This window comes from Acidovorax sp. KKS102, assembly GCF_000302535.1.
GTDB lineage: Bacteria > Pseudomonadota > Gammaproteobacteria > Burkholderiales > Burkholderiaceae_C > Acidovorax.
Genome location: NC_018708.1, coordinates 2,867,109 through 2,890,992, shown reverse-complemented (window position 1 = coordinate 2,890,992; position 23,884 = coordinate 2,867,109). Strand labels below are relative to the sequence as shown.

Below are 23,884 nucleotides of genomic sequence, written 5' to 3'. Positions count from 1 at the left end.
AGAATTAAGTCGTTTGGGTTTTAAAGACTGGCTCGCAGAATGCCAGCCTGTGACCGCTAACACCTCCATCATCATCGTCCCCGGCTGGCGCGACTCGGGCCCCGGCCACTGGCAGAGCCTATGGGCCGAGCGCCTGGCCCATGCGAGCCGTGTGGTGCAGGACGACTGGATCACGCCCACGCGTTCGGCCTGGGTGAGCCAGTTGGAAAAGACGGTACTGGCTGCGCCCCAGCCCGTGGTGATCGTGGCGCACAGCCTGGGCTGCATTGCCACCACCCACATGGGCCCTGAGGCTGCGGCCAAGGTCTGCGGCGCGCTGCTGGTGGCCCCGGCCGACCCGGAGCGCCGGGCCATCCTGAGCGACTTTGCCCCCGTGCCCTATGCCGCATTGCCGTACCGCAGCATCGTGGTGGCCAGCAGCAACGACCCGTTTTGTCCCATCCGCCTGGCGGGCGCCTATGCGCGGGCCTGGGGCAGCGAGTTTGTGCGCATGCAGAACGCAGGGCACATCAACATTGACTCGGGCCATGGCGAATGGCCTTTGGGCTGGGCGTTGTTGCAGTCGCTGGAGGGGGATCACACCGGTAACCGGCCCATGGGTGGCTACGCGCAGGTCTCCTCTGCTGCTGCCTAATTGCTACCTTATTGATAGCTTGCTGGGCATATTGCACTAGCGCTTGGGGTCTATGGGGTCAGAAATCTCTCGCCTGGGCAGCCGCAGTGGGCCCAGGTGGCTTGACTTGAGCGCACCTCCCGATCGTGCTTATATGCCGATTTTTGATTAATTAACAAAAATATATTCTTTTGAGTTTTAAGGGGGGGGTCCGCACAATGCGGAATCTCCAGCATTTTTTGGGCGACCTCACCATGACTTCTCTGAAACTCAAGACCCTCCTGGCCTCCCTGGCCCTGGCCGCGAGCGGCATGGCTGCCGCTCAAAATTCGCTGCTCAACGTGTCGTACGACGTGGCCCGCGAGTTCTACAAGGACTACAACACCGCCTTTGCCGCCCACTACAAGAAGACCACCGGCCAGGACGTGAAGATCGACCAGTCGCACGCTGGCTCCAGCGCCCAGGCGCGGGCCGTGAACGATGGCCTGGCCGCCGACGTGGTGACCATGAACACGACCACCGACGTGCAGTTCCTGGCCGACAACGGCGTGGTTGCCAAGGACTGGGCCAAGAAGTTTCCCAACGACGCATCGCCCACCACGTCCACCATGCTGTTCCTGGTGCGCAATGGCAACCCTAAGAACATCAAGGACTGGGACGACCTCATCAAGCCCGGCGTGCAGGTGATCGTGGTCAACCCCAAGACCGGCGGCAACGGCCGTTATGCCTACCTGGCCGCCTGGGGCGCCGTGCGTGAAAAGGGCGGCACCGACGCGCAGGCGGCGGAGTTCGTGAGCAAGCTCTACAAGAACGTGCCCGTGCTGGCCAAGGGTGGGCGCGATGCCACCGCCACCTTCCTGCAGCGCAACCAGGGCGACGTGCTCATTACCTTTGAATCCGAAGTGGTCTCCATCGACCGCGAGTTCGGCGCGGGCAAGGTCGATGCGATCTACCCCTCGGTGAGCGTGGTGGCCGAGAACCCCGTGGCTGTAGTCGAGCGCACTGTGGCCAAAAAGGGCACGGCCCAGCTGGCCAAGGCCTACCTGGACTATCTGTACTCGGACGAAGCCCAGGAGATCGCCGCCAAGCACGCCATCCGCCCACGCTCGGAAAAGGTGCTCAAGAAGTACGAAGCCACGTTCAAGCCGCTCAAGCAGTTCACCGTGGCCAAGTATTTCGGCTCGCTGACCGAAGCGCAGAAGGTGCACTTCAATGACGGCGGCCAGTTCGACAAGCTGTACACGCCCGGTGCCAAGTAAGTAGGCGGCGCTTCTCCCGACTCACCACTGCATCTATGACCACTGCGACTGCCGTGGCCGCAGCCCCGGCCGGACGGCGCGCGCCCAAGCGCGTGTTGCCCGGCTTCGGGCTGTCACTGGGCTACACCCTTTTCTACTTGAGCGTCATCGTGCTGATCCCACTGTCCGCACTGATCTTCAAGACCTTCACCCTCACCTGGGACCAGTTCTGGGCGGCCATCAGCGCGCCGCGGGTGCTGGCTTCTTACCGGCTGACGTTTGGCGCATCGTTTATCGCGGCGCTGGTCAACCTGGTGTTTGGCTTGCTGATCGCCTGGGTGCTGGTGCGCTACAAGTTCCCGGGCAAGAAGATCGTGGACGCGTTGGTGGACCTGCCATTTGCGCTGCCCACGGCCGTGGCCGGCATCTCGCTCACGGCCCTGTTGGCGGGCAATGGATGGGTGGGCAGCATTCTGGAGCCCATGGGCATCCAGTTGGCCTTCAAGCCCGCAGGCATTGTGATTGCGCTCATCTTCATCGGCCTGCCGTTTGTGGTGCGTACGGTGCAACCGGTGCTTGAAGACGCTGAGAAGGAACTGGAAGAGGCCGCCACCTGTCTGGGCGCCACACGCCTGCAGACCTTCACCAAGGTCATCCTGCCCTCCATTACGCCCGCACTGCTCACCGGCTTTGCCATGGCGTTTGCGCGGGCGGTGGGTGAATACGGCTCGGTGATCTTTATCGCGGGCAACATGCCCATGGTGTCGGAGATCACGCCGCTCATCATCATCGGCAAGCTGGAGCAGTACGACTACGCAGGCGCCACCGCCGTGGCCGTGGTGATGCTGGTCATCTCCTTCATCCTGCTGCTCATCATCAACGCGCTGCAAGCCTGGCAGCGCCGCCACGCGGGGGCTCCAGCATGAGCGGTGCCAACTCTCGAACTGTTCGCCGCGCCCAGGCCGGCACCACCGAGGCGCCATGGGTGCGCTACACGCTCATCGCGCTGGCACTGGCTTTCATGCTGCTGTTCCTCGTGTTGCCGCTGGCCGCCGTGTTCGCCGAGGCGCTGCGCAAAGGCTTTGGTGCGTATCTGGAAGGCTTGCGCGAGCCCGATGCGTGGTCGGCGATCAAGCTCACGCTCATCACCGCGCTGATTGCGGTGCCGCTGAACCTGGTGTTTGGCGTGGCCGCGGCCTGGTGCATTGCCAAGTACGAGTTCAAGGGCAAGGCGTTTTTGACCACGCTGGTGGACTTGCCGTTCTCCGTGTCGCCTGTGGTGGCCGGTTTGATCTATGTGCTGATGTTTGGTGCCCAGGGCTGGTTTGGCCCGTGGCTGGCGGCGCATGACATCAAGATTATCTTTGCCGTGCCCGGCATCGTGCTGGCAACCGTGTTCGTGACCTTTCCGTTCATCGCCCGCGAATTGATCCCGCTGATGCAGGCGCAGGGCAACGACGAGGAACAGGCGGCCATCGTGCTGGGTGCCAGCGGCTGGCAGACCTTCTGGTACGTGACCTTGCCCAACATCAAGTGGGGCCTGCTGTATGGCGTGATCTTGTGCAACGCCCGGGCCATGGGCGAGTTTGGCGCGGTGTCGGTGGTGTCGGGCCACATCCGGGGCCAGACCAACACCATCCCGCTGCACGTCGAGATTCTCTACAACGAATACCAGTCGGTGGCCGCGTTTGCCGCTGCCTCGCTGCTGGCCTTGCTGGCCCTGGTCACGCTGGTCATCAAGACGATTGCCGAACACCGCAACGAGCAGGCCCTGAAGGCCGCCGCCGAATTGCCGCCCGAGCGCCCCGCGCCCGCTGGCGTGTGAAGGAAACAGAACATGAGCATTGAAATCCGTAACGTCAGCAAGCAGTTTGGCGACTTTCAGGCCCTGCGCGATGTGAGCCTGGACATTGCCTCGGGCGAACTCATTGCACTGCTCGGCCCCTCGGGCTGCGGCAAGACCACGCTCTTGCGCATCATTGCCGGTCTGGAAACAGCCGATGTGGGCACGATCCACTTCAGCGGTGAAGACACCACCGACGTGCATGTGCGCGAGCGCAACGTGGGCTTCGTGTTCCAGCACTATGCGCTGTTCCGCCACATGACGGTGTTCGAGAACGTGGCCTTCGGCCTGCGCGTGAAGCCCCGCAGCGAGCGCCCCAGTGAAGCGCAGATTAAGAAGAAGGTCATGGACCTGCTCAAGCTGGTGCAGCTCGACTGGCTGGCCGAGCGCTACCCTTCGCAACTGTCCGGCGGCCAGCGCCAGCGCATTGCCCTGGCCCGCGCGCTGGCGGTAGAGCCCAAGGTGCTGCTGCTCGACGAACCCTTCGGCGCGCTGGACGCCAAGGTGCGCAAGGAACTGCGCCGCTGGCTGCGCCGCCTGCACGACGAGTTGCATGTGACCAGCATCTTCGTGACCCACGATCAGGAAGAAGCCCTGGAAGTGGCGGACCGTGTGGTGGTGATCAACCAGGGCAAGATCGAGCAAAGCGGCTCCCCCCAGCAGGTGTGGGACCAGCCCGCCAGCCCGTTCGTGTACGGCTTTCTGGGCGATGTGAACCTGTTCCATGGCCGCGCCCATGAAGGCCTGGTACACCTGGAAGGCATGCAGATCGACTCGCCCGAACACCAGACGGCGCAAAACGCCAAGGCCTTTGCCTATGTGCGTCCGCACGACCTGGACGTGGAGCGCTACTCCCCCGGCGCAGGCCTGGACGCCGAAGGCCGTCCCCGTGGCATCGTGGCCCAGCTGAGCCGAGCCATTGTGGTGGGGCCGATTGCGCGGCTGGAACTTATTCCGACCGATGACCACAAACCAGCGGACAATGCGTCCCCAGAGTCCCTGATCGAAGCGCAGATTCCTGCGCAGCAGTTCAAGGAAATGGGTTTCAAAGAGGGTGAAACGCTGGTGGTTACACCACGCCGCGCCCGAGTGTTCTTGGATCACGCCGCTGGTATCTGAGCAGCTTCCCTGGGGATGCCGCGCCAGGCACTGCGCGGCTTAGAGGGATAACAAAGATGTTGTTGAACTGGATCGATCAGGCCCCGCGCCGTGTGCTGGCACTGATCAGCGTGGCCTGCGTGGCGATGCTGGCCTTTGGCATGTATTTGCAGCATGTGGTGGGCCTGGAGCCTTGCCCCATGTGCATCGTGCAGCGCTATGCGCTCATTGGTGTGGCGGTATTCACGGCCCTGGCGAGCGCGCGAGGCAATCGGGGCTGGTGGATGAGTTTTGGGGTGCTGGCCTTGGTCACCGCCGGGTTTGGCGCCTTTGTGGCAGCCCGCCAGAGCTGGCTGCAGTGGTACCCACCGGAGATCGCGACCTGCGGCCGCGACTTCTACGGCATGATCGAAAACTACCCCATCAGCCGCGCCATCCCCATGATCTTCCGCGGTTCGGGTGACTGCACCGCGATCGACTGGACTTTCCTCGGGGGCTCGATTGCCAACTGGTCGTTCATCTGCTTTGTGGGCTTTGGCCTGGTGCTGCTGGCACTGCTGGTGCGGGCCTTGAAGGGTGGTACCCAGCGGGGCTCCGGCTACTCGGTGGCTTGACGGCAGCCCTGGCTCTGCCCCCAAAAAGCGCTCTACGGAGCGCTTTTTTCATGCTGGAAGTTTTTCAAACACCGGGTCCTCTGCGGTGAGAGACGCCCTTGCCGGCATTGGCTTGCAACTAGCCCAGCACCACACCCCCTGCATCCAGCGACGGCGGGCGCAGCAGGTCCTCGTTGATGCCCATGGTCTGGCTGGCGCGTTCCACTGCTTGCCACAGTGGCGCCGGCATTTGCAATATCTCTTCCGGCGAGGTGGAGCGCGCGATCCAGGCGCTGATTTGCAGGTGCTGCTCTTGGGTGAGCAGGTCCAGGTTCAACATTTCGTCGATGATTTTCATGCAGGGGTAATGGGGGCGAGTGGGTGTTTGGGGAGGGCTCTGCGCAGTGAAGCCCTGGGGAGGCTGCGCGGTGCATGAGGTGGAGAAGGGCTGCTACGTGGTGACCTTTGGTGCCACGGAGCGTGATGCGCTGTGGAACAGATGGTGCCTAAGGCACCGATCTCAAGCAGATTCGGGATGGTGCCGTCAGCCGGGCATCCCGTTGCTGTGCGGGAATGGTACGCCTTGCGTTCCGTCCACCCAGGCGGGCAGTTTGGGCATCACCTGCTCAAACAGCGGGCTTGCCTGCCAGTGGGCCAGCCAGGCCTGCAAGCGCGGCCACGGTTGGGCACTCCACCAGACGTCATCAATGCCGGCAAACTGCCGTACAAAGGGCGCAATGGCCATGTCGGCAAGGGCTGCCCGGTTGCCATACAGGCAGGCATGGTGGGCGAGTCTTGCCTCCAGCGTTTGCAGCCAATCCACCGCCTGGGTGCGGGCCAGGGCGGGGTCGGCGTCGGGGTAGCGGCTGGGGTATTTGCACCGGTCCAGCGCTTGCTTGAACGGGCCGTCGCATTCGGCAATCAGCGCCAGCATGTCCGCCACAGTGCCGTTGCTGGGGGTGAGCCAGCCTTCCGGGTCGTTCTGCGCCAGCGCCCACAGCATGATGTCCAGGCTCTGCTCCAGCACCTGGCCGCCAGGGAGCACCAGCACGGGTACCGTGCCCTTGGGGGATGCTTGCAGCAGGCCCAGGGGCTTGTTCCTCAGTACCACTTCGCGCAGTTCGCACACCTGCCCACTCACGGCCAGGGCCAGGCGCGCACGCATGGCGTAGGGACAACGGCGGAACGAGTACAGGACGGGCAGGGCGGTCACGTTGTGCCATCCACGCCGTCGTCACCGGCGTCCTTGGCCGCAGTGCGCGGGGGGCGGCCGGGTTGCTGCGCGCCGATGTGTTCTTGCCCGCGCTGCCGGGCCAGCTGCATCTGCCGCTCGCGCTCGGCCAGGGCACGTTCCTGCTCGGGCGTGCGGGTGCCGTGGCAATAGGGGCAGCTTACGCCGGGCACATAGTGCGGTGACTGCAGTTCGGCCTCGCCCAGGGGCATGCGGCAGGAGCGGCACAGCTGGTGGTGGCCCGGTGCGAGGCCATGGCCTACCGACACGCGTTCGTCGAACACAAAACAGTCGCCGTGCCAGCGGCTGTCTTCTTCGGGCACGGTTTCCAAGTATTTGAGGATGCCGCCTTCGAGGTGGTAAACCTCGTCAAAGCCTTGCGATTTGAGGAAGGCGGTGGACTTTTCGCAGCGGATGCCGCCGGTGCAGAACATGGCGACTTTGGGCTTGCCTGCCAGCACGCCACCGGGTTGTTTCTCTTTTTCGACCCAGGCCGGAAACTCTGCAAAGGTCTGCGTGTGCGGGTTGATGGCGCGCTCAAACGTGCCAATGCCCACTTCATAGTCGTTGCGTGTGTCTACCACCACCACGCCAGGGTCGTCGATGAGGGCGTTCCAGTCCTCGGGCTTCACATAGGTGCCCGCGTTGCGCGCAGGGTTCAGGCCCGGCACGCCCAGGGTGACGATCTCGCGCTTGAGGCGCACGCGCATGCGGTAGAAGGGCATGCGCTCGGCCAGCGCCTCCTTGTGCTGCAGGGCGGTAAAGCGCGCGTCGCTGCGCAGCCACGCCAGCACGGCGTGCACACCCTGCGGTTCGCCCGCAATGGTGCCGTTGATGCCCTCGGGCGCCAGCAGCAGCATGCCGCGCACGCCGTTCGCGTCGCACAGGGTCTGCAGAGGCTCGCGCAGGGCCGCAAAGTCTGGCAGGTCCACAAACTGGTAAAGCGCGGCGGTGAGAAAGCGGGGTGTGACCGAGTCCACGAATTGGGCGTTTTTGAAACAGGAAGGGTGATGATAGCTGTCACCTTTCGTTACGATGCGGGGTTACCAACGCTGCTTGCAAGGTGGTCGCATGAGCAAGGAATCCACTCTCAATCTGTTCCGTCGGCTGGAGCAGCTCAACGGCATCGGCGCCGCGCTTTCGCGCGAGCGGGACATCGACCGGCTGCTGGAGAACATCCTGGAGGCCGCCAAGACCATCACGGGTGCCGACGGCGGCACGCTCTACAGCGTGACGGATGACCAGTCGGCGCTCAAGTTCGAGATCCTGCGCACCGACTCCCTCGGCATCAGCCTGGGAGGCACCACCGGCAAGCCCATCGACCTGCCGCTGCTGCCCCTGCGTACGGCCGACGGCGGGCCCAATGATTCGCTGGTGGCGGCGCACGCGGCCATCCACGACCGCACGGTGAACATTGCCGACGCCTACAGCGCCGCAGGGTTTGATTTTTCGGGCACACGCGCGTTTGACCAGCGCACGGGCTACCGGTCGCAGTCGTTCCTCACGGTGCCGATGAAGAACCATGACCTTGAACTCATCGGCGTGCTGCAGCTCATCAATGCGCGCGACCCGGACACGGGCGAGGTCATCACCTTCTCGCAGGCCGACCAGAGCCTGGCCGAGTCGCTGGCCTCGCAGGCGGCCATTGCGCTCACCAACCGGCTGCTCATCACGCAGTTGGAGCGCCTGTTCGAGTCGTTCGTGAACCTGATCAACCTGGCCATCGACGAAAAATCGCCCTACACCGGCGGCCACTGCCAGCGCGTACCCGCTCTCACAATGATGCTGGCCGAAGCCGTGGATGCAACCCGCGAGGGGCCGCTGGCCGCGTTCAAGATGAGCGACCGCGACCGCTACGAGCTCAAGATGGCAGGTCTGCTGCATGACTGCGGAAAGATCACCACCCCCGTGCATGTGGTGGACAAAGCCACCAAGCTGCAGACCATCTACGACCGCATCGGCCTGGTGGACACGCGGTTTGAGGTGCTCAAGCGCGACGCCGAGCTGGCCGCGCTGCGCCGCCAGCTGGCGCTGCGCCCGGTGGTGGACGCGCGGGCCGAGGGGCAGGAGCTGCAGGCCCTGCAACACGACATCCATGCGCTGGAGGAAGACCGTGAGTTTCTGCGCCGCTGCAACACCGGCACCGAGGCCATGCGCCCCGAGGACCAGCAGCGCGTGCGTGACATTGCCGCCATGCGCCACTGGCGCAACCCGCAAGGGGTGCAGACGAGCTTTCTGACGGCCGAAGAAGTGGAGAACCTCACCATCCGCTCCGGCACGCTGAACCAGGCCGAGCGCGACACCATCAACTATCACATCGTCGCCACCATCAAGATGCTGGAGACGCTGCCCTGGCCGCGCCACCTCCAAAACGTGCCCGAATACGCGGGCGGCCACCACGAGCGCATGGATGGCAAGGGCTACCCGCGCGGCCTCACGCGCGAGCAGATGTCGCTGCAGGCCCGCATGATGGGCATTGCCGACATCTTTGAGGCGCTAACGGCCGCAGACAGGCCCTACAAGAGCGGCATGACCTTGTCGCAAGCAATCGCCATCATGTGCAAGATGCGCGACAACGGGCACATCGACCCCGACCTGTTCGAGGTGTTTGTGCGGGAGCGGGTGTACCTGCGGTATGGCGAACAGTTTCTGGAGGCGGGGCAGGTGGACGCGGTGGATGTGACGGCGATGGGTTTTTGATTCCGCCGGGCGCCCGGGTGGCGCATCGTCCCATAGCGCGTATCGATGCCTTCGGATTGTTTGCTATCTAATTGATAGCTATTAGCGCAATATGCACTAGCGCTACTGACCTAAATCACTCCAATTTCTCTGCGCTGGTGCTGGTACCAGTGCTGCCCCCCGCCCCGGCGCTGGCCTGCGCCAGCAGCCAGTCCCGAAACGCCGTCATGGCCCCCGTGGCAGGGCGGGACTGCAGCCGCGTCAGCCAGTAGGCGCCCCGGTGCAGCTCTTGCGCAAAGGGCTGCGCCAGGCGGCCCTGCTGCAGTTCGCGCGCGAACATCTTCACTGGCAACAGTGCCATGCCCGCGCCCTGCGCCGCCGCCTCGGCCAGCGTCAGGGACGAGTCGAACACCGCGCCACGCACCACGGGGCAGGGCGCACCCGCAGCCTCGAACCAGGCCGTCCATTCGTCGGTGCGGTAGCTGCGCAGCAAAGGCTGGCGCGCCAGGTCGGCCGCCGTGCGCAGGCCGTGGGCCAGGGCGGGCGAGCACATCACGGACATGGGCGCATCCATGATGCGGTCGGCCTGCGTGCCGTGCCAGGCACCGTCGCCAAAGCGGATGGCGTAGTCCAGCCCTTCGCCCGCCATGTCAACCCGGTTGTTGTGCGTGAGCAGGCGAAGGTCCACAAACGGGCAGGCCTGCTGAAAGTCGCGCAGCCGTGGCAGCAGCCAGCCCACCGCGAAGGTGCCCACGGCCCCCACGGTCAGCACCTCGCGTGGGCGGGTGTCGCCCAGCTTCTCCAGGGCGCGCTGAAGGTTGCCGAACGACTCCACCACCACGGGCAGAAGCGCCTGGCCTTCGTCCGTCAGCGCCAGGCCGCGCGGCAGGCGCCGGAACAGCGGTTTGCCCAGCCGGTCTTCCAGCTTGCGGATGTGCTGGCTCACGGCGGTCTGGGTCACGTGCAGCTCCTGGGCGGCGCGCGTCAGGTTCAGGTGGCGGGCCGAGGCCTCGAAGGCACGCAGGGCGTTGAGCGGCAAGTGCATGGTGCCAAAAGGTCAAAGTTTTTCTTGGGGCTTTTGGCAATTATTGTCGATGGTGCTGGGGGCTGAACCTCCGTATCGTTCGGGCCTTGTTCCTCACCACGCTTTCCATCGATATGCAAAGAAGACAGTTTTCCTTGGGTTTGATGGCCGCCACGACCCTGCCTTTGTGGGGTTGCGCTGCCGTCCGCAACCCCGACCGGCGCGACCAGACCACCCGCGCGTGGAACGAAGCCCTCGCCAGCATCGAACGCACTGCACAGGGCCGCCTGGGTGTGGCCATGCTCGATACCGGATCGGGCCTGGCCCTGGGCTGGCGGCAGGACGAGCGTTTTGCCATGGCCAGCACTTTCAAGGCCGTGCTGGCGGGCTGGATGCTGGCGCTGGTGGACCAGGGCAAGGAGCGGCTGGATGCGCGTGTGCACTACGCCGCGGCCGACGTGGTGGCGTACTCGCCCGTCAGCGGTGCGCGCGCGGGCGACGGTGGCGGTCTGACGGTGGGAGAGCTGTGCGCTGCCACCGTGAGCCTGAGCGACAACACCGCCGCCAATGTGTTGCTGGCCCGCCATGGGGGGCCTGCCGGGTTCACCGCATTCGTGCGTTCGCTGGGTGACCCGATCACGCGGCTGGACCGCACCGAGCCCACGCTGAATGAGGCTGCCGTGGGCGACCCGCGTGACACCACCACGCCGCTTGCCATGCTGCAGACCCTGCAGAAACTGGTGCTGGGCAACGCGCTCAGCCCCATGTCCCGGGCCTGGCTGCAGCGCTGGCTGGTGGAGACCAGCACGGGCGACAAACGGCTGCGCGCCGGTGTGCCTGGCTGGAAGGTTGGCGACAAGACGGGCACGGCGGGCGACAGCGGCACGGCCAACGACATCGGCGTGCTGTGGCCGCAGGGCGGCGGCGCGCCGATGTTGGTGACCTGTTACCTCACGCGCTCTACAGCGTCAGGCGAGCAACGGGATGCGGCGATTGCCCAGGTGGCGCGCGCCGTGGCGACCGCACGCGAGACTTTCACCCGTGCTTAGAGCTTCTTGACCAGCACCTGGCTCTTGCGGTCCCAGTTGTACTTGCGCTTGCGGGCGTCGGGCAGCCAGTCAGGGTCTACCGGCGAGAAGCCGCGCTTGATGAACCAGTGCATGGTGCGGGTGGTCAGCACAAAGATGCTGTCCAGCCCCAGCAAGCGTGCACGCTGCTCGATGCGCTTGAGCAGCTTTTCGCCGTCGCCCGTGCCCTGGCTTTGTGGCGATACCGTTACGGCGGCCATCTCCGCCGTCTTGGCCTCGGGGTAGGGGTAGAGCGCGGCGCAGCCAAAGATCACGCCGTCGTGTTCGATGATGGTGTAGGTGGCGATGTCCCGCTCGATCTCGGTGCGGTCGCGCTTGACCAGCGTGCCGTCCTTCTCGAAGGGTTCGATCAGCTGCAGGATGCCGCCCACGTCATCAATCGTGGCCTCGCGCAGCTCTTCCAGCTTTTCGTCGATGACCATGGTGCCGATGCCGTCGTGCACGTACACCTCCAGCAGCAGCGAGCCATCCACCGCAAACGGCAAGATGTGGCTGCGCTCCACGCCGGCCTTGCAGGCCTTCACGCAGTGCTGCAGGTAAAAGCCCGTGTCCGTGGGCTGCTGGGCGGGCGGCAACTGGGCCAGCAGGGCCTGCGCGGCGGCCAGCGGCAGCTCGGTGTCGATGGGGTTGTCGTCGCTCTCGGGCTCGGTGGGCGACATGCGGATGCCCTGCACCTCGGTCAAAAAGATCAGCTTGTCGGCCCGCAGCTCAATGGCGACGCTGGTGGCCACTTCTTCCATGCTGAGGTTGAAGGCCTCACCCGTGGGCGAGAAGCCAAACGGCGACAGCAGCACCAGCGCGCCCATGTCCAGAGTGCGCTGGATGCCGGCCACATCCACCTTGCGCACGAGGCCCGAGTGCTGGAAGTCCACCCCATCCACAATGCCCACGGGCCGCGCCGTGAGGAAGTTGCCCGAGATCACGCGCACCGTGGCGCCCGCCATCGGCGTGTTGGGCAGGCCCTGGCTGAAGGCGGCCTCGATCTCGTAGCGCAGCTGCCCAGCGGCCTCTTGCGCGCAGTCGAGAGCCACAGAGTCGGTAATACGGATGCCATGCGAATACTTGGCCGCATGCCCCTTGGCCGCCAGCTGCTCGTTCACCTGCGGGCGAAAGCCGTGTACCAGCACGATCTTCACGCCCATGGCCTGGATCAGTGCCAGGTCTTGCGCAATGCTGTGCAGCTTGCCGGCCGCAATCGCCTCACCCGTCAGCCCGATCACAAACGTCTGGTTGCGGAACTTGTGGATGTACGGCGCCACCGAGCGGAACCAGGGGACGAAGGTGAAGTTGAAAACGGCGGACATGGAGGAGGGTGGTTGGGGCGGTGGTGGTAATGCGCGGAGGTGCGAATGATAAGTGTCCTTAGGGACCGGGTGCCGGGATTTGTACGCTCAGCCAGGGTGAGCATCGAACAGCGCCGCGATGCGGCAGCGCCAGCGTTCGGCTTCTTCCCGCTGGTCAAACCCCCCAGCTGCAGGGGGCGCTCGCCACGCGCTGTCAGGCGCAGCACATGGTGGGGAGCGTCTTCCGAGGCGCATCGGCACCGAGATGTGCTCGGCGTAGTGCAGCCCGTCGCCGGACTCGGAAAACCCGCTGGCCATGTCGATCCTTGAGCCTTGGTCTCTCGTGCTGGGTGTCACGCCAGCTGGGGTGCAGCGGACGCCGCCCCGCGTGCGCGAAACGCGCTGAGTTTGGCACCAAACGGCTCCAGCACCAGGCCTTCTTCGGGCAGGGTGCCTGCGGCATCCGACGGAGACGCCAGTGCAATGCCGCAGCATTGCAGCAGCGCCACCATCTCCGCCGGGGCGATGGTGCCGTGTGCCAGCAACGCGTCCACCGTGCGCCCCAGCGCCTCATGGTGCGTGGTCAGCAGGGCCTGGGCGCGCTGGTATTGCTGCTGCATCAGCGCCTCGATGGCTTCGTTGCTGGGGTCGATGTCGGTGTTGATGTGGTTGTCCATCTCCACGGTGACATCGGTGCGGGCCAGCCGCGCGCCAAAGCCATGGTGGCGGATGTAGCGCGCCGCTTCGGCCGTCACCTGCTTGAAGTCCTGCTCGGCCCCGGTGGTGCAGGCCATTTCGCCAAACACCAGTTCCTCCGCCACGCGGCCTGCCAGGCCTACGCACATCATGTCGAGCGCGTTCTGGCGCGTGGTGGCCTTGAGGCTAGAGAAGCTGTTGTACCCGCCCTCGAACGAGGCGATGTTGATCTTCACCTCTTGCGGAGCGTGCCCGAACAACACGCAATAGGCCAACCCGTGGCCCGCCTCATGCACGGCCAGCAAGGCCCGAAAGTCTGCGTTGGCCCGCTGTTTGAGCCGGTTCAGCTCCAGCGTCACCGCAAACGCGGCCTGCACTGGGCCCGAAGGCCCCTGGCCCGACACCAGCAGGTGGCGCTTGTCGGGCGCCAGGTGAATGGCGAACTCTTGCTCCAGCGAAAGCTGCTCTTGCACCACCCACAACGCGGCGTTGACCAGGTTGGCGCTCAGGATCGCGTGCACTGAGGAGAACAATGGCCGCGTGCCCTGCGCAGGGAACACCGCATTGGCATACAGCTCGCTCAGCACATCCTGCCCAATGGCAAACCGCACGCCACACTGCGCGGCAATATCGTCCACATAGCGTGTGCACAGGTTATGGATGAGGCGCTCATACGTCGCCTTGCTGAACGACGGGTAGACCACATGTTCATTGCCCAGCCGTGCGATCTGCTCGGGCTTGAAGCGCTCGCCCAGCGCCTTCTTCACATCGATGAGCGAGAGCTTGCGGGTTAGGCGGTGAAAGATGTCGGCATCGGTGTCGCAGTCTTCTACACGCTGTGCGGTCTCGTGGTACATCTCGTCGAGGTTGCCACATACAAACACCAGCAGCTTGCTGTAGTCGGTCTCCCACGCATGGCTGGACTGCTGAAAGCTGGCAAACAGCGCCTGCACCTTGGCGGGCGGCCACTGCATGATGGCGGACAGCGGCTCCTGCAGCTTCAGCATGCGCTTGAGTTCTTGCGCATCCCAGGCGTCCAGCTGAAAGCGGTAGGGCTTCTTGCCTGCGCGGTCGTCATCGCCATCTTCGGCGCGCTCAGCCTCGTAGTGCGCATCGGCCAGCTTGCGCTCGATGTTGGACAGCGCGCTCAACGCGGGTGGCAGGCGCCCATCGGACAGCAGCGTCCACACGTCCTGGTAGCGCTCCACCTTCACGTCGGCGCCCTTGGTGTCCACTGTGCGAAACCGCTGGAACTCGTCCAGTACCAGGATGCCCGGCATGCCCTCGTGGACGCCCGAGTCGCCCAGCATGCCCGAGATGGACGAGCTGCGGTAGCTCGCGCCGTGGCTGAAGCCGTCCATCTGCACTTCCACAAACCGGTCGTAAAAGCCCAGCAGCTGGGCCAGCCGCCGCGTGAGCTGCGTCTTGCCCGTGCCGGTCAGGCCCCACAGGCAGACGATGACCGGCCGGGTGATGAGCTGTGGCAGCACGTACCAGGCGCGGATGGCATTGATCACGCGGTCGATCACGTCGTCGATGCCGAAAAGCTCGGCTTTCAGTTGCAACGCCGCGCGCGCCAAAGCCTGCTGGCGCTGGGCCAGCTCTGCGCTGCTGGCAACTGGCGTGATGGTCGCGGCTGTCTGGGCACGCACAGGGTGCGCTGAGTGCATCGGGGATGGATGCGCTGCCAGCGTTGGCGCACCGGCCAGCGCCGGATGCGGAGTGGGATGCCGCTGGTGTGGCGGCAGTGGGTTGTTGAAGGGATTCATGTCAATCGTTCAAAAAGGGGTTCTGGATCGCCTTGCGCAGGGCGACGTTGTCCGCGCGGCGCTGGGCCCCACGGGTTCGGATGTGCTTGCCTGCCGCGCTGGACAGGCTGCGTTGGGCCAGCGCTGCGGCCACAGGGTTTCGGGGCGGGCCCGAGGCTTCGAGCTTCAGCACCAGGGGCTGCTTCATGCGGCGCAGCTTCTTGATTTCACCCTGGGCGAAGGCCCGAGACAGTTTTTTGGCACTCATGGTGTGCGTTCCACAAACAAAAAACCCCGGCAAATTAGCCAGGGCTTGTGGAGCGCTGCACAAGGTGCAGGAGGTCGCTTGTCTGCCGTGGCTGGATGCGTGAAAACACAGTCCAGCCGGGGCGGTGGACAGTGGTCAGGCGGGAGCGAACAAGGGAACAAACATAGCGGTGACCTCCAGGGCTCTCAGGGGCTGGCCGACATGGCCGCGCAGTGCTGAAAGAAGGCGCGATTGTGGCGAGGCGTGCTGCGCGTGGCAAGCGCAGGGGGCGCGGCGCTGGCCGATGTGTCGCACAAAACGCACAGTGTGTGCGCATTGCCCGCACATTGCACGGGGGCAGGGCGGCTCAATCGTGGCGGCGATACATCCAGCCTGCGGCGTGCACCCACTCGTCCTTGTCGTGCGTGTGCACCACCAGCTCCACCAGGTCGCGGCCCGCGTTGTGGGGCACCTGCACCGCCATGCCCGCGCGGTCTGCCGACAGGGGGAGCAGGAACTGCCTGTCGTCCCAGAGCAGGTAGCCGGGCAGGTCTGGCAGCTCCTGCAGGGAGGCGGCCCCCACGCCCATGGCCAGCGGGATGGAGTCGGGCGCCTCGTTGGCCAGCAGCCACGTGCTGCCCAGCCGCGCCGACCACTGCGGCGGGAGCGGTGCGGGGGCCCGCTGCATCTGCTGTGCCACCGTCGTGGCAACCCCGTAGTGCCCGGCCGTGGCTGTCTCGCGCGCAAGCAGGTAGCGGCGGCCTTCGACCTGCTCCCAGCGGTACTGCGTGCGGGGCTGGGCGTCCGACCACCACCAGCCATCGCTGCACAGGCGCAGCCCGGTGCACAGGGACTCCCATCCTTGGGCCTTGGCGGACCAGATCGACAAATCCACCTGCTGGCTGTCGGGCGAGCTGGCTTTGATGGGACGTGCGGAGCAGCCGTAGATGCCTAGCAGGGCGTCCACCGCGCTGGAGGAGATGGTGGCCTGCGCCGGGAAGGCCGCCGATACCTTGGGTGGCAGCATGCGCAGCTGCCCTATTTCGTGCAGCGCGCGCAGCAGGATGCCTTCGGCAACGGGTCCCGGCTTGAAGCCGGGCGCACTGCCAGTGATCAGCAGCGCCAGGCCCGCTTGCGGCAGCACGTAGAAGTCGCTGGCGTAGAACATCGTGTTGCCGCTCTTTTGCCAGGCCACAAAGCCTGCGGCGTCCAGTCCCGGGTGCTGGGTGCTGTCCCAGCCAAGGCCCGCGTGCCAGTCGGGGGTGAGGTGGCTCAGGCGCATGTCCTGGTGCTGCGTGCTGCCCATTTCGGTCACGGCGGCTTTCGAGACGATGCGCTGGCCGTCCAGTTCACCTCCCCGCATCAGCAGGGCGGCCAGCTTCATCATGTCGCCCGGGGTGGTGCACAGCCCGCTGGTGGCGTAGCCCATCACAAACTCCTGGCCCTGGCGGGCATCACCGATGTAGCCGTGGGCAAAGCTGCCTGGGGGCAGGGGCTGCAGCGTGTAGCCCGACCGCGCCATGCCCAGCGGGTTGAGGATGGCCGACTGCACGAACGCCGGATAGGCCTGCCCGGTGACCGCGAGCACGATGCGCTCGACGAGGGTGAAACCATCGTTGCAGTACACCGCCATGGCGCCGGGCGCGTGCTTCAGGTGCACGTCGGCCAATGCAGCCTCTAGTTCGGCCGCATAGCCCGGTTGCGGGGCAAACGAAAACAGGTTGTGGGTGTGGGTGCCGGGCAGCCCCGACGCATGGTTCAGCAGGTGCCGCACCGTGATGTCGCGGTAGCCCGGGGACAGCATGGCGAACTGCGGCAGGTAGTGCAGCACGGGTGCGTCCAGTTCCACCAGCTGGCGGTCCACCAGAACCATCACGGCCAGTGCCGCCAGCACCTTGCTCACAGAGCCCACGTTGAAGCGCGTATCGGGGGTGGCAGGCGTGCGGGTGCTGTCGTCCAGCACGCCAAACGCCTCCTGCCAGACCAGGCGCTCGCCTTGCAGCAGCGCAATCGATGCCGCCCGCGCCCGGCTGGCCTGCATGGCCTGCCGGATCTCCTGGCGGCCCCAGGCCATGGTGGCTGGCAGCTGGGGCCCCGGGTTGTTGCTGCCACCGCAGCCTGGCAGCCAAGGTGCCACTGCGGTGGTGCCCGCCCATGCCATCCAGTCGCGGCGGGACGGGGAGCGGGGTGGGTGGCGAGTTGCGGCGTGGTCGTCGGCAGCGGGTGTGGGGGCAGATGTCTGCAAGGGCATGCGGTTGTTCCAAGGGGCCCACCGGCCACGGAGACATCGCCGCGCGGTGGAGAAGGTGTGCGCATTACATACCGAAAACCCCGGCTCTCGGATAATGCGTGCCTTCATGACCGAATCCGCGCCTCTCCCCCCCACGCCACCCGCCTCCCGCGCCGCCCCTGCCGCCTCTGCCACCACGCCGCTGCGCATCACTTTTCCTGATTCCCTGCCCGTTTCGGGCAAGCGCGACGAGATCATGGAGGCCATCACCAAGCACCAGGTCATCATCGTGTGTGGTGAGACGGGGTCGGGCAAGACCACGCAGCTGCCCAAGATCGCGCTGGCGTTGGGACGTGGCAAGTGCAATGCCAACCCCGGACAGAAAGGGCAGCTGATTGGCCACACCCAGCCGCGCCGCATTGCCGCCAGCAGCGTGGCCAAGCGCATTGCCGAAGAGCTGAACACGCCGCTGGGCGACGTGGTGGGCTTCAAGGTGCGGTTTCAGGACCGCTTGAGCCGCGATGCGTCCGTCAAGCTGATGACCGACGGCATCCTGCTGGCCGAGACGCAGACCGACCCGCTGCTCAAGGCCTACGACACCATCATCATCGACGAGGCGCACGAACGCAGCCTCAACATCGACTTCTTGCTGGGCTACATCCGCCAGATTCTGCCCCGCAGGCCGGATCTGAAGGTCATCGTCACCTCGGCCACCATTGATGCCGACCGGTTTGCCAAGCACTTCGAATCCGCTAAAGGTCCAGCGCCGGTCATCATGGTGTCGGGCCGCACCTTCCCGGTCGAGCAACGCTACCGCCCGTTTGAAGAAAGCCGCGACTACGGTCTGAACGAGGCCATTGCCGATGGCGTGGATGAGCTGTGGCAGGGCAACGCGGCGGGCGACATCCTGGTCTTTTTGCCCGGCGAGCGCGAGATCCGCGAGGCGGCAGACCATTTGCGCAAGCACCTGTCGCACCAGCCAGTGATGCGCAATGCCGAGGTGTTGCCGCTGTTCGCGCGCCTGTCGCAAGCCGAGCAGGATCGCATCTTTGACGGCCACACGGGCCGCCGCATCGTGCTGGCGACCAACGTGGCCGAGACCTCGCTCACGGTGCCGGGCATCCGATACGTCATTGACGCAGGCACAGCGCGCGTCAAGCGCTACTCTTTCCGTAGCAAGGTGGAGCAGCTGCTGGTCGAGCCCATCAGCCAGGCCGCCGCCAACCAGCGCGCGGGCCGGTGCGGCCGGGTGGCCAACGGCATCTGCATCCGCCTGTATGACGAGGCAGACTTCAACAGCCGCCCGCGCTTTACCGACCCCGAAATTTTGCGTAGCTCGCTGGCCGGCGTCATCCTGCGCATGAAGTCGCTGCACCTGGGCGACGTCACTCAGTTTCCGTTCATCGAGGCGCCCTCGGGCCGCGCGATTGCCGACGGCTACCAGCTGCTGGCCGAGCTGGGCGCGGTGGACGACGCCAACGAACTCACGTCCGTGGGCGTGGAGCTGTCGCGCTTGCCGCTGGACCCGCGCGTGGGCCGCATGATCATCGAGGCGCGCGACCGCAAGGCGCTGGACGAGGTGCTCATCATTGCCAGCGCCCTGAGCGTGCAGGACGTGCGCGACCGTCCTATGGAAGCGCAGCAGCAGGCCGACCAGGCGCACGCCAAGTTCGACGACGACAAGAGCGAGTTCAGCGGGTATCTGAAGCTGTGGAAGTGGATCAACGAGGCCCGGGGCGGGGCGCCCAGCTTGCCGTCGGCCCGTGCCCAAAAAGCCATGGCCGCGCAGAAGGCGCCGTCGCAGGCGTACCTGCCCGTGGAGCGGCGCGGCGGCGCGCCTGCAGCGGCTGCTGCAGCAGCAATACCCGCCGCCCCAGCCGCCACCCACAAACTCAGCAACCGCCAGTACGAGCAGTTGCTGCGCCAGAACTTCATCAGCATCCGCCGCCTGCGCGAGTGGCGCGACATCCACACCCAGCTGCTCACAGTGGTGACCGAGCACAAGTGGCAGATCAACACCCAGCCCGCCAGCTACGAGCAACTGCACCTGTCCATGCTGGCCGGGCTGCTGGGTAACGTCGGCTGCAAAAGCGACGAGGAGGACTGGTACCTGGGCGCGCGTGGCATCAAGTTCTACAAGCACCCGGGCGCGCACCTCAACAAGAAGCCCGGCCGCTGGATCATCGCGTCGGAACTGGTCGAGACCACGCGCCTGTTCGGCCGGGGCATCGCTGCGATTGAGCCGCAGTGGCTGGAGCAGATCGGCGGCCACTTGCTGAAGAAGCAACTGCTGGACCCGCACTGGGAGAAGAAGTCTGCCGAGGTCGTCGCGCTGGAGCGCGCCACGCTCTACGGCATCGTGGTCTACAACAACCGCCGCGTGAACTTCGGCAAGGTAGACCCGCACGCCGCGCGCGAGGTGTTCATCCGCGAAGCCCTGGTGGGCGGTAACTGGGAGACGCGCCTGCCGTTTTTGGCCGCCAACCAGAAGATGATCGCCAAGGTCGAAGAGCTGGAGCACAAGTCCCGCCGCCAGGATGTGCTGGTGGACGACGAACTCATCTACGCCTTCTACGACCAGCAACTGCCGCCCGAAGTGTGCAGCGGCCATAGCTTTGAGGCCTGGTACCGCGACGAAAGCAAAAAGCAACCCGACCTGCTCAAGCTCACCCGCGAAGAGCTGATGCGCCACGAGGCTGCAGGCATCACCACCAACGCCTTTCCCAAGACGGTGCGCCTGGGCGGCGTGGACTGCGCTGCGAGCTACCTACACGAGCCCGGCGATGCGCGTGACGGCATCACCGTTACCATCCCGCTCTTTGTGCTCAACCAGGTGAGCGAAGAGCGCTGCGAATGGCTGGTGCCCGGCATGCTGAAGGACAAGATCCAGGCCCTGCTCAAAAGCCTGCCCCAGCGCCCGCGCAGCCGCTTTGTGCCGCTGCCCGAATCTGCCACGCGCCTGGCCGAGCTGCTGGGTGCGCCCGAGCGCTTTGGCACGGGCAGCCTGACCGATGTGTTGCTCAAGCAGGTGCGCGACGAAACCTCGCTGGACGTGAAGCGCGCCGACTTCAAGCTCGACATGCTCAGCCCACATCTGTATCAGCGCGCTGGTGCTGTCCGTGTACATCGCCTGCTATGCCGTGCGTTCGGTGTGGATCTCCTACATCACCCATGACATCTCGCCTGCGGCTGACGCGTCACCGCTGTGGATTCCCCAGATCAGCATGGCCATGGGCTGCATTGGTTTTGCGCTGGCGTTTGCCCATGCGCTGGTGTTGCGCTTCCAGGGGACGGCCTTCATGGCGGTGTCCGAAGCCGCACGTTCCGAATAACCCGATCCAGGAGACCTCATCATGGACGTCATCATCGCTTTGGGTCTGATCGTGGTGCTGTTCGCAGTGCTCGGATCGGGCCTGTGGATCGGCCTGTCACTACTGGCAGTGGCTTTGGTCGGCATGGAGTTTTTTACCAACCGCCCGGTGGGCGACAGCATGATGCTGACCATCTGGGGGTCGACCTCCAGCTGGACGCTGACGGCTTTGCCGCTGTTTTTGTGGATGGGCGAGATCCTGTTCCGCAGCAAGCTGTCGAGCAGCATGTTCAAGGGCCTGGCGCCCTGGCTGGAGCGCTTGCCCGGCCGCCTGCTGCACGTCAACGTGGTGGGCTGCACCATCTTCGCAGCCATCTCGGGCTCATCGGCCGCCACCTGCGCCACCATCGGCAAGATCACGCTGCCTGAACTCAAGCAGCGCGGCTATCCCGAAGACATCTCCGTGGGCACATTGGCCGGTGCGGGCACGCTCGGGCTGCTGATTCCGCCATCGATCATCATGATCGTCTACGGCGTGGCAGCAAACGTGTCGATCTCCAAGCTATTCCTTGCAGGGGTGATTCCGGGGTTGATGCTGGCTGCGCTGTTCATGGGCTACATCGTGGTGTGGGCCTTGTTCAACAAGGACAAGGTGCCGGCGCCTGATGCCCGTCTCAGCTTTGTGCAAAAGCTGTATGCCTCCCGCCACCTGATTCCCGTCGTGTCGCTCATCGTCGTGGTGCTAGGCGCCATCTACAGCGGCATTGCCACCGCTACCGAAGCTGCGGCGCTGGGTGTCGCCGGGTCGTTGATCCTGGCCAAGATCGAGGGCTCGCTGAACTGGGAGCGCTTCAAGGAAGGGCTGGTCGCCGCCTGCCGCGTGTACTGCATGATCGGCCTCATCCTGGCCGGTGCCGCGTTCCTCACGCTGGCCATGGGTTTCATCGGCCTGCCACGGCACTTGGCCGAGTTCATCGGGGCGCTGCGCCTGTCGCCCTTTGCGCTGATGCTGCTGCTCATCGTGTTCTTCATTGTGCTGGGCTGCTTCCTGGACGGCATCTCCATGGTGGTGCTGACCATCGCGGTGCTGCTGCCCACGGTGGAGGCTGCAGGCTTTGACCTGGTGTGGTTCGGCATCTTCATCGTGCTGGTGGTCGAGATGGCGCAGATCACGCCGCCCGTGGGCTTCAACCTCTTCGTGTTGCAGGGCATGACGCGGCGCGAAGTGACCTGGATTGCGCGCACGGCCTTGCCTCTGTTCGCTCTGATGATCGTGGCCGTCGTGATGACGTACTTCGTGCCCGATGTCGTGCTCTGGCTGCCCCGCCAGATGCAGGGCTGACCCCCAGCACCCACGCCTGAAACGTCCGCACAGGAGTTCCCCATGAAGACCTTGGTGTTGTTGGCCGCGTTCGCCGTGGCCCCGGTGCTGCACGCTCAGACCCAGTGGAAGCTGGCCACGGGCTACCGCGCGGAGTCGTTTCATACCCGCAATCTCGTGCAGTTTGCGCAAGACGTGGAACGTGCCTCGGCAGGCGCGCTGCGCATCGAGGTCCATGCCAACAACGCCTTGTTCAAGCTGAACGAGATTCCCCAGGCCGTGCAGGAGGGCAAGGCCCAGGCGGGAGAGACCATCATGACCAACCTGGTGCGAGACATCCCCATCGCCGGGGCGGACGCCGTGCCCTTTGTGGTGCGCAGCTATGCCGACGCGCGGCGCATGTGGGACGTGCAGCGGCCGTTGATCGAGTCGCACATGGCCAGCAAGGGGCTCAAGGCGCTGTACGCAGTGCCCTGGCCGCCGCAGGGGCTGTTCTCGATCAACCCCGTGCGCTCGTCCGCCGACTTCAAGGGCACGCGCATGCGCACCTACAACCCCGGCACCGTGCGCATTGCCGAGCTGCTGGGCGCCACGCCCGTGGATGTGCCCATGGTGGAGGTGAACCAGGCCCTGTCGGCTGGCAAGCTCGACTCCATGATCACTTCGGCCCTCACGGGGGTCGAGAACCAGGTCTGGGGCCAGATCAAGCAGTACTACGGCATCAACGCCTGGTTTCCCAAGAACATCGTTTTTGTGAACCAGCAGGCTTTTGACGCACTGCCTGCACCCACACGCCAGGCGGTGACGAAGGCCGCCGCCGAGGCCGAGACGCGCGGCTGGGCCATGAGCGCTGCGGTGGCCGAAGAGTCGGTGGCCGAGCTGCAACGCAAGGGCATCAAGGTGGATCGTGCGCCAGCGGATTTTGATGCCGAACTCAAGCGCCTGGGCGAACGCTTCTCGCGCGAGTGGGTGCGCTCGGTGGGCAGCGAGGCCAACCAGATCTTCATCCCTTACTACACGCAGCGCTGACCTTTCCTGCAAGTCTTTCAGGAGAAGCACCATGCACACACCCTCGGACACCATCGAGATGTACCTGCGCGCCAAGGATCTCAATCGCCCGCACCTCATTGCGCAAGCCTTTGCCGGTGGTGCGCTGCTGCAGATGGAAATGCGCCAGGGCGACGAGCAGGTCCCAGCATGCACCCTGGGCCGCGAGGCCATTGCCGAGACCCTGGTGCGCAACTTTGGCCGTGCCTATGAAAACGCCTACACCTTTTGCCTGACCGATCCCCCGGCACCGGCCTGCACAGACTTTCACTGCCTGTGGCTGTCTGCCATGACGGCCAAGGACAACCGCGCCGTGTGCGTGACTGGCGGCCGATACCACTGGCGATTTGCCCCTGGCAACCGCCTGGCGCAGGAGCTTCGCATCGTGATCGACACCATGCAGACCCTTCCGCCGGTAGACATCTTGCCCGTGATGGCCTGGGCCGCCTCCTTGGCGGGCCCCTGGTGCCCCGTCGAGCGGGCCCTTGCCACCGCTCCCCCCATTCCTGCCGTGTGGCAGGTCATGCAAAGGCTGGCCCCCGCCCACCTTGCCATCGCCTAGCCACACAGCCACCACCTCTTTCCATTTTTTATC

At 65.2% G+C, this 23,884-nt stretch carries 20 protein-coding genes and 1 pseudogene; 13 read left to right on the top strand and 8 right to left on the bottom strand.

Translation table 11 applies throughout. The features are described from left to right. The first annotated feature begins 49 nt into the window (after positions 1 to 49). The 6 genes from C380_RS13220 (at position 50) to C380_RS13195 (ending at position 5,406) form a co-directional block, all read left to right on the top strand. Entirely contained in the window at positions 50 to 634 is a 585-nt protein-coding gene (locus tag C380_RS13220) for an alpha/beta hydrolase (RefSeq protein ID WP_043566555.1), read from the top strand. A gap of 233 nt (positions 635 to 867) precedes the next feature. Continuing rightward, positions 868 to 1,872, top strand: a complete 1,005-nt coding sequence (locus C380_RS13215) for a sulfate ABC transporter substrate-binding protein (protein ID WP_043566551.1) — start codon at positions 868 to 870, stop codon at positions 1,870 to 1,872. A gap of 35 nt (positions 1,873 to 1,907) precedes the next feature. Continuing rightward, positions 1,908 to 2,777, top strand: a complete 870-nt coding sequence (gene cysT, locus C380_RS13210) for a sulfate ABC transporter permease subunit CysT (RefSeq protein WP_015014357.1) — start codon at positions 1,908 to 1,910, stop codon at positions 2,775 to 2,777. After that, positions 2,774 to 3,676, top strand: coding sequence for a sulfate ABC transporter permease subunit CysW (cysW, locus tag C380_RS13205; protein WP_015014356.1), 903 nt, complete (start codon positions 2,774 to 2,776; stop codon positions 3,674 to 3,676). The genes cysT and cysW overlap by 4 nt, the downstream gene beginning before the upstream one ends. 12 nt (positions 3,677 to 3,688) lie before the next feature. Then, positions 3,689 to 4,813 carry a sulfate/molybdate ABC transporter ATP-binding protein gene (locus C380_RS13200; protein ID WP_015014355.1) on the top strand — a complete coding sequence of 375 codons (1,125 nt, stop codon included), beginning with the start codon at positions 3,689 to 3,691 and terminating at the stop codon, positions 4,811 to 4,813. A 56-nt stretch (positions 4,814 to 4,869) separates the two neighbouring features. Further along, positions 4,870 to 5,406, top strand: coding sequence for a disulfide bond formation protein B (locus C380_RS13195; protein WP_015014354.1), 537 nt, complete (start codon positions 4,870 to 4,872; stop codon positions 5,404 to 5,406). A gap of 118 nt (positions 5,407 to 5,524) precedes the next feature. On the opposite strand, the gene C380_RS13190 is transcribed toward C380_RS13195, so the two are convergent. The 3 genes from C380_RS13190 to C380_RS13180 form a co-directional block, all read right to left on the bottom strand. Beyond that, entirely contained in the window at positions 5,525 to 5,743 is a 219-nt protein-coding gene (locus tag C380_RS13190) for a hypothetical protein (RefSeq protein WP_015014353.1), read from the bottom strand. Between the two features lie 186 nt (positions 5,744 to 5,929). After that, positions 5,930 to 6,598 (bottom strand): glutathione S-transferase, encoded by a 669-nt coding sequence (locus C380_RS13185; RefSeq protein ID WP_015014352.1) that lies wholly within the window; start codon positions 6,596 to 6,598, stop codon positions 5,930 to 5,932. Beyond that, positions 6,595 to 7,596, bottom strand: a complete 1,002-nt coding sequence (locus C380_RS13180) for a rhodanese-related sulfurtransferase (protein ID WP_015014351.1) — start codon at positions 7,594 to 7,596, stop codon at positions 6,595 to 6,597. The genes C380_RS13185 and C380_RS13180 overlap by 4 nt, the downstream gene beginning before the upstream one ends. Before the next feature lie 91 nt (positions 7,597 to 7,687). Between C380_RS13180 and C380_RS13175 the strand changes: the two genes are divergently transcribed. Next, the gene (locus C380_RS13175) at positions 7,688 to 9,316 is read left to right on the top strand and encodes an HD domain-containing phosphohydrolase (protein WP_015014350.1); all 1,629 of its coding nucleotides are present in this window, start codon (positions 7,688 to 7,690) and stop codon (positions 9,314 to 9,316) included. A gap of 115 nt (positions 9,317 to 9,431) precedes the next feature. Here C380_RS13175 and C380_RS13170 read toward each other — a convergent pair whose 3' ends face one another. Then, positions 9,432 to 10,340: a LysR family transcriptional regulator gene (locus C380_RS13170; RefSeq protein WP_015014349.1), complete on the bottom strand. Its 909-nt coding sequence runs from the start codon at positions 10,338 to 10,340 to the stop codon at positions 9,432 to 9,434. A 113-nt stretch (positions 10,341 to 10,453) separates the two neighbouring features. Between C380_RS13170 and bla the strand changes: the two genes are divergently transcribed. Continuing rightward, the gene (bla, locus tag C380_RS13165; RefSeq protein ID WP_043565412.1) at positions 10,454 to 11,368 is read left to right on the top strand and encodes a class A beta-lactamase; all 915 of its coding nucleotides are present in this window, start codon (positions 10,454 to 10,456) and stop codon (positions 11,366 to 11,368) included. Here the strand turns inward: bla and argA are convergent. From argA to C380_RS13145, 4 genes are all read right to left on the bottom strand, one after another. After that, entirely contained in the window at positions 11,365 to 12,711 is a 1,347-nt protein-coding gene (gene argA / locus C380_RS13160) for an amino-acid N-acetyltransferase (RefSeq protein ID WP_015014347.1), read from the bottom strand. The genes bla and argA overlap by 4 nt on opposite strands. Positions 12,712 to 13,043: 332 nt before the next feature. Beyond that, a complete protein-coding gene (locus C380_RS13155; protein ID WP_015014346.1) occupies positions 13,044 to 15,056 on the bottom strand; it encodes an AAA family ATPase in 2,013 nt (670 codons plus the stop codon). Between the two features lie 100 nt (positions 15,057 to 15,156). After that, complete coding sequence (locus C380_RS13150) at positions 15,157 to 15,402, bottom strand: hypothetical protein (protein ID WP_015014345.1); 246 nt, start codon at positions 15,400 to 15,402, stop codon at positions 15,157 to 15,159. Positions 15,403 to 15,748: 346 nt separating this feature from the next. After that, entirely contained in the window at positions 15,749 to 17,632 is a 1,884-nt protein-coding gene (locus tag C380_RS13145) for a serine hydrolase (RefSeq protein WP_015014344.1), read from the bottom strand. Between the two features lie 106 nt (positions 17,633 to 17,738). Between C380_RS13145 and hrpA the strand changes: the two are divergent. From hrpA to C380_RS13120, 5 genes and pseudogenes are all read left to right on the top strand, one after another. Beyond that, a pseudogene (gene hrpA / locus C380_RS25395) lies at positions 17,739 to 20,711 on the top strand (ATP-dependent RNA helicase HrpA); the annotation flags it as partial. Positions 20,712 to 20,730: 19 nt separating this feature from the next. Next, complete coding sequence (locus C380_RS13135; RefSeq protein ID WP_148279963.1) at positions 20,731 to 20,943, top strand: hypothetical protein; 213 nt, start codon at positions 20,731 to 20,733, stop codon at positions 20,941 to 20,943. Positions 20,944 to 20,964: 21 nt separating this feature from the next. Then, entirely contained in the window at positions 20,965 to 22,263 is a 1,299-nt protein-coding gene (locus tag C380_RS13130) for a TRAP transporter large permease (protein ID WP_015014341.1), read from the top strand. A 42-nt stretch (positions 22,264 to 22,305) separates the two neighbouring features. Continuing rightward, positions 22,306 to 23,271 (top strand): TRAP transporter substrate-binding protein, encoded by a 966-nt coding sequence (locus C380_RS13125; protein ID WP_015014340.1) that lies wholly within the window; start codon positions 22,306 to 22,308, stop codon positions 23,269 to 23,271. A gap of 31 nt (positions 23,272 to 23,302) precedes the next feature. Next, the gene (locus tag C380_RS13120; protein WP_015014339.1) at positions 23,303 to 23,851 is read left to right on the top strand and encodes a hypothetical protein; all 549 of its coding nucleotides are present in this window, start codon (positions 23,303 to 23,305) and stop codon (positions 23,849 to 23,851) included. The last annotated feature ends 33 nt before the right edge of the window (positions 23,852 to 23,884 follow it).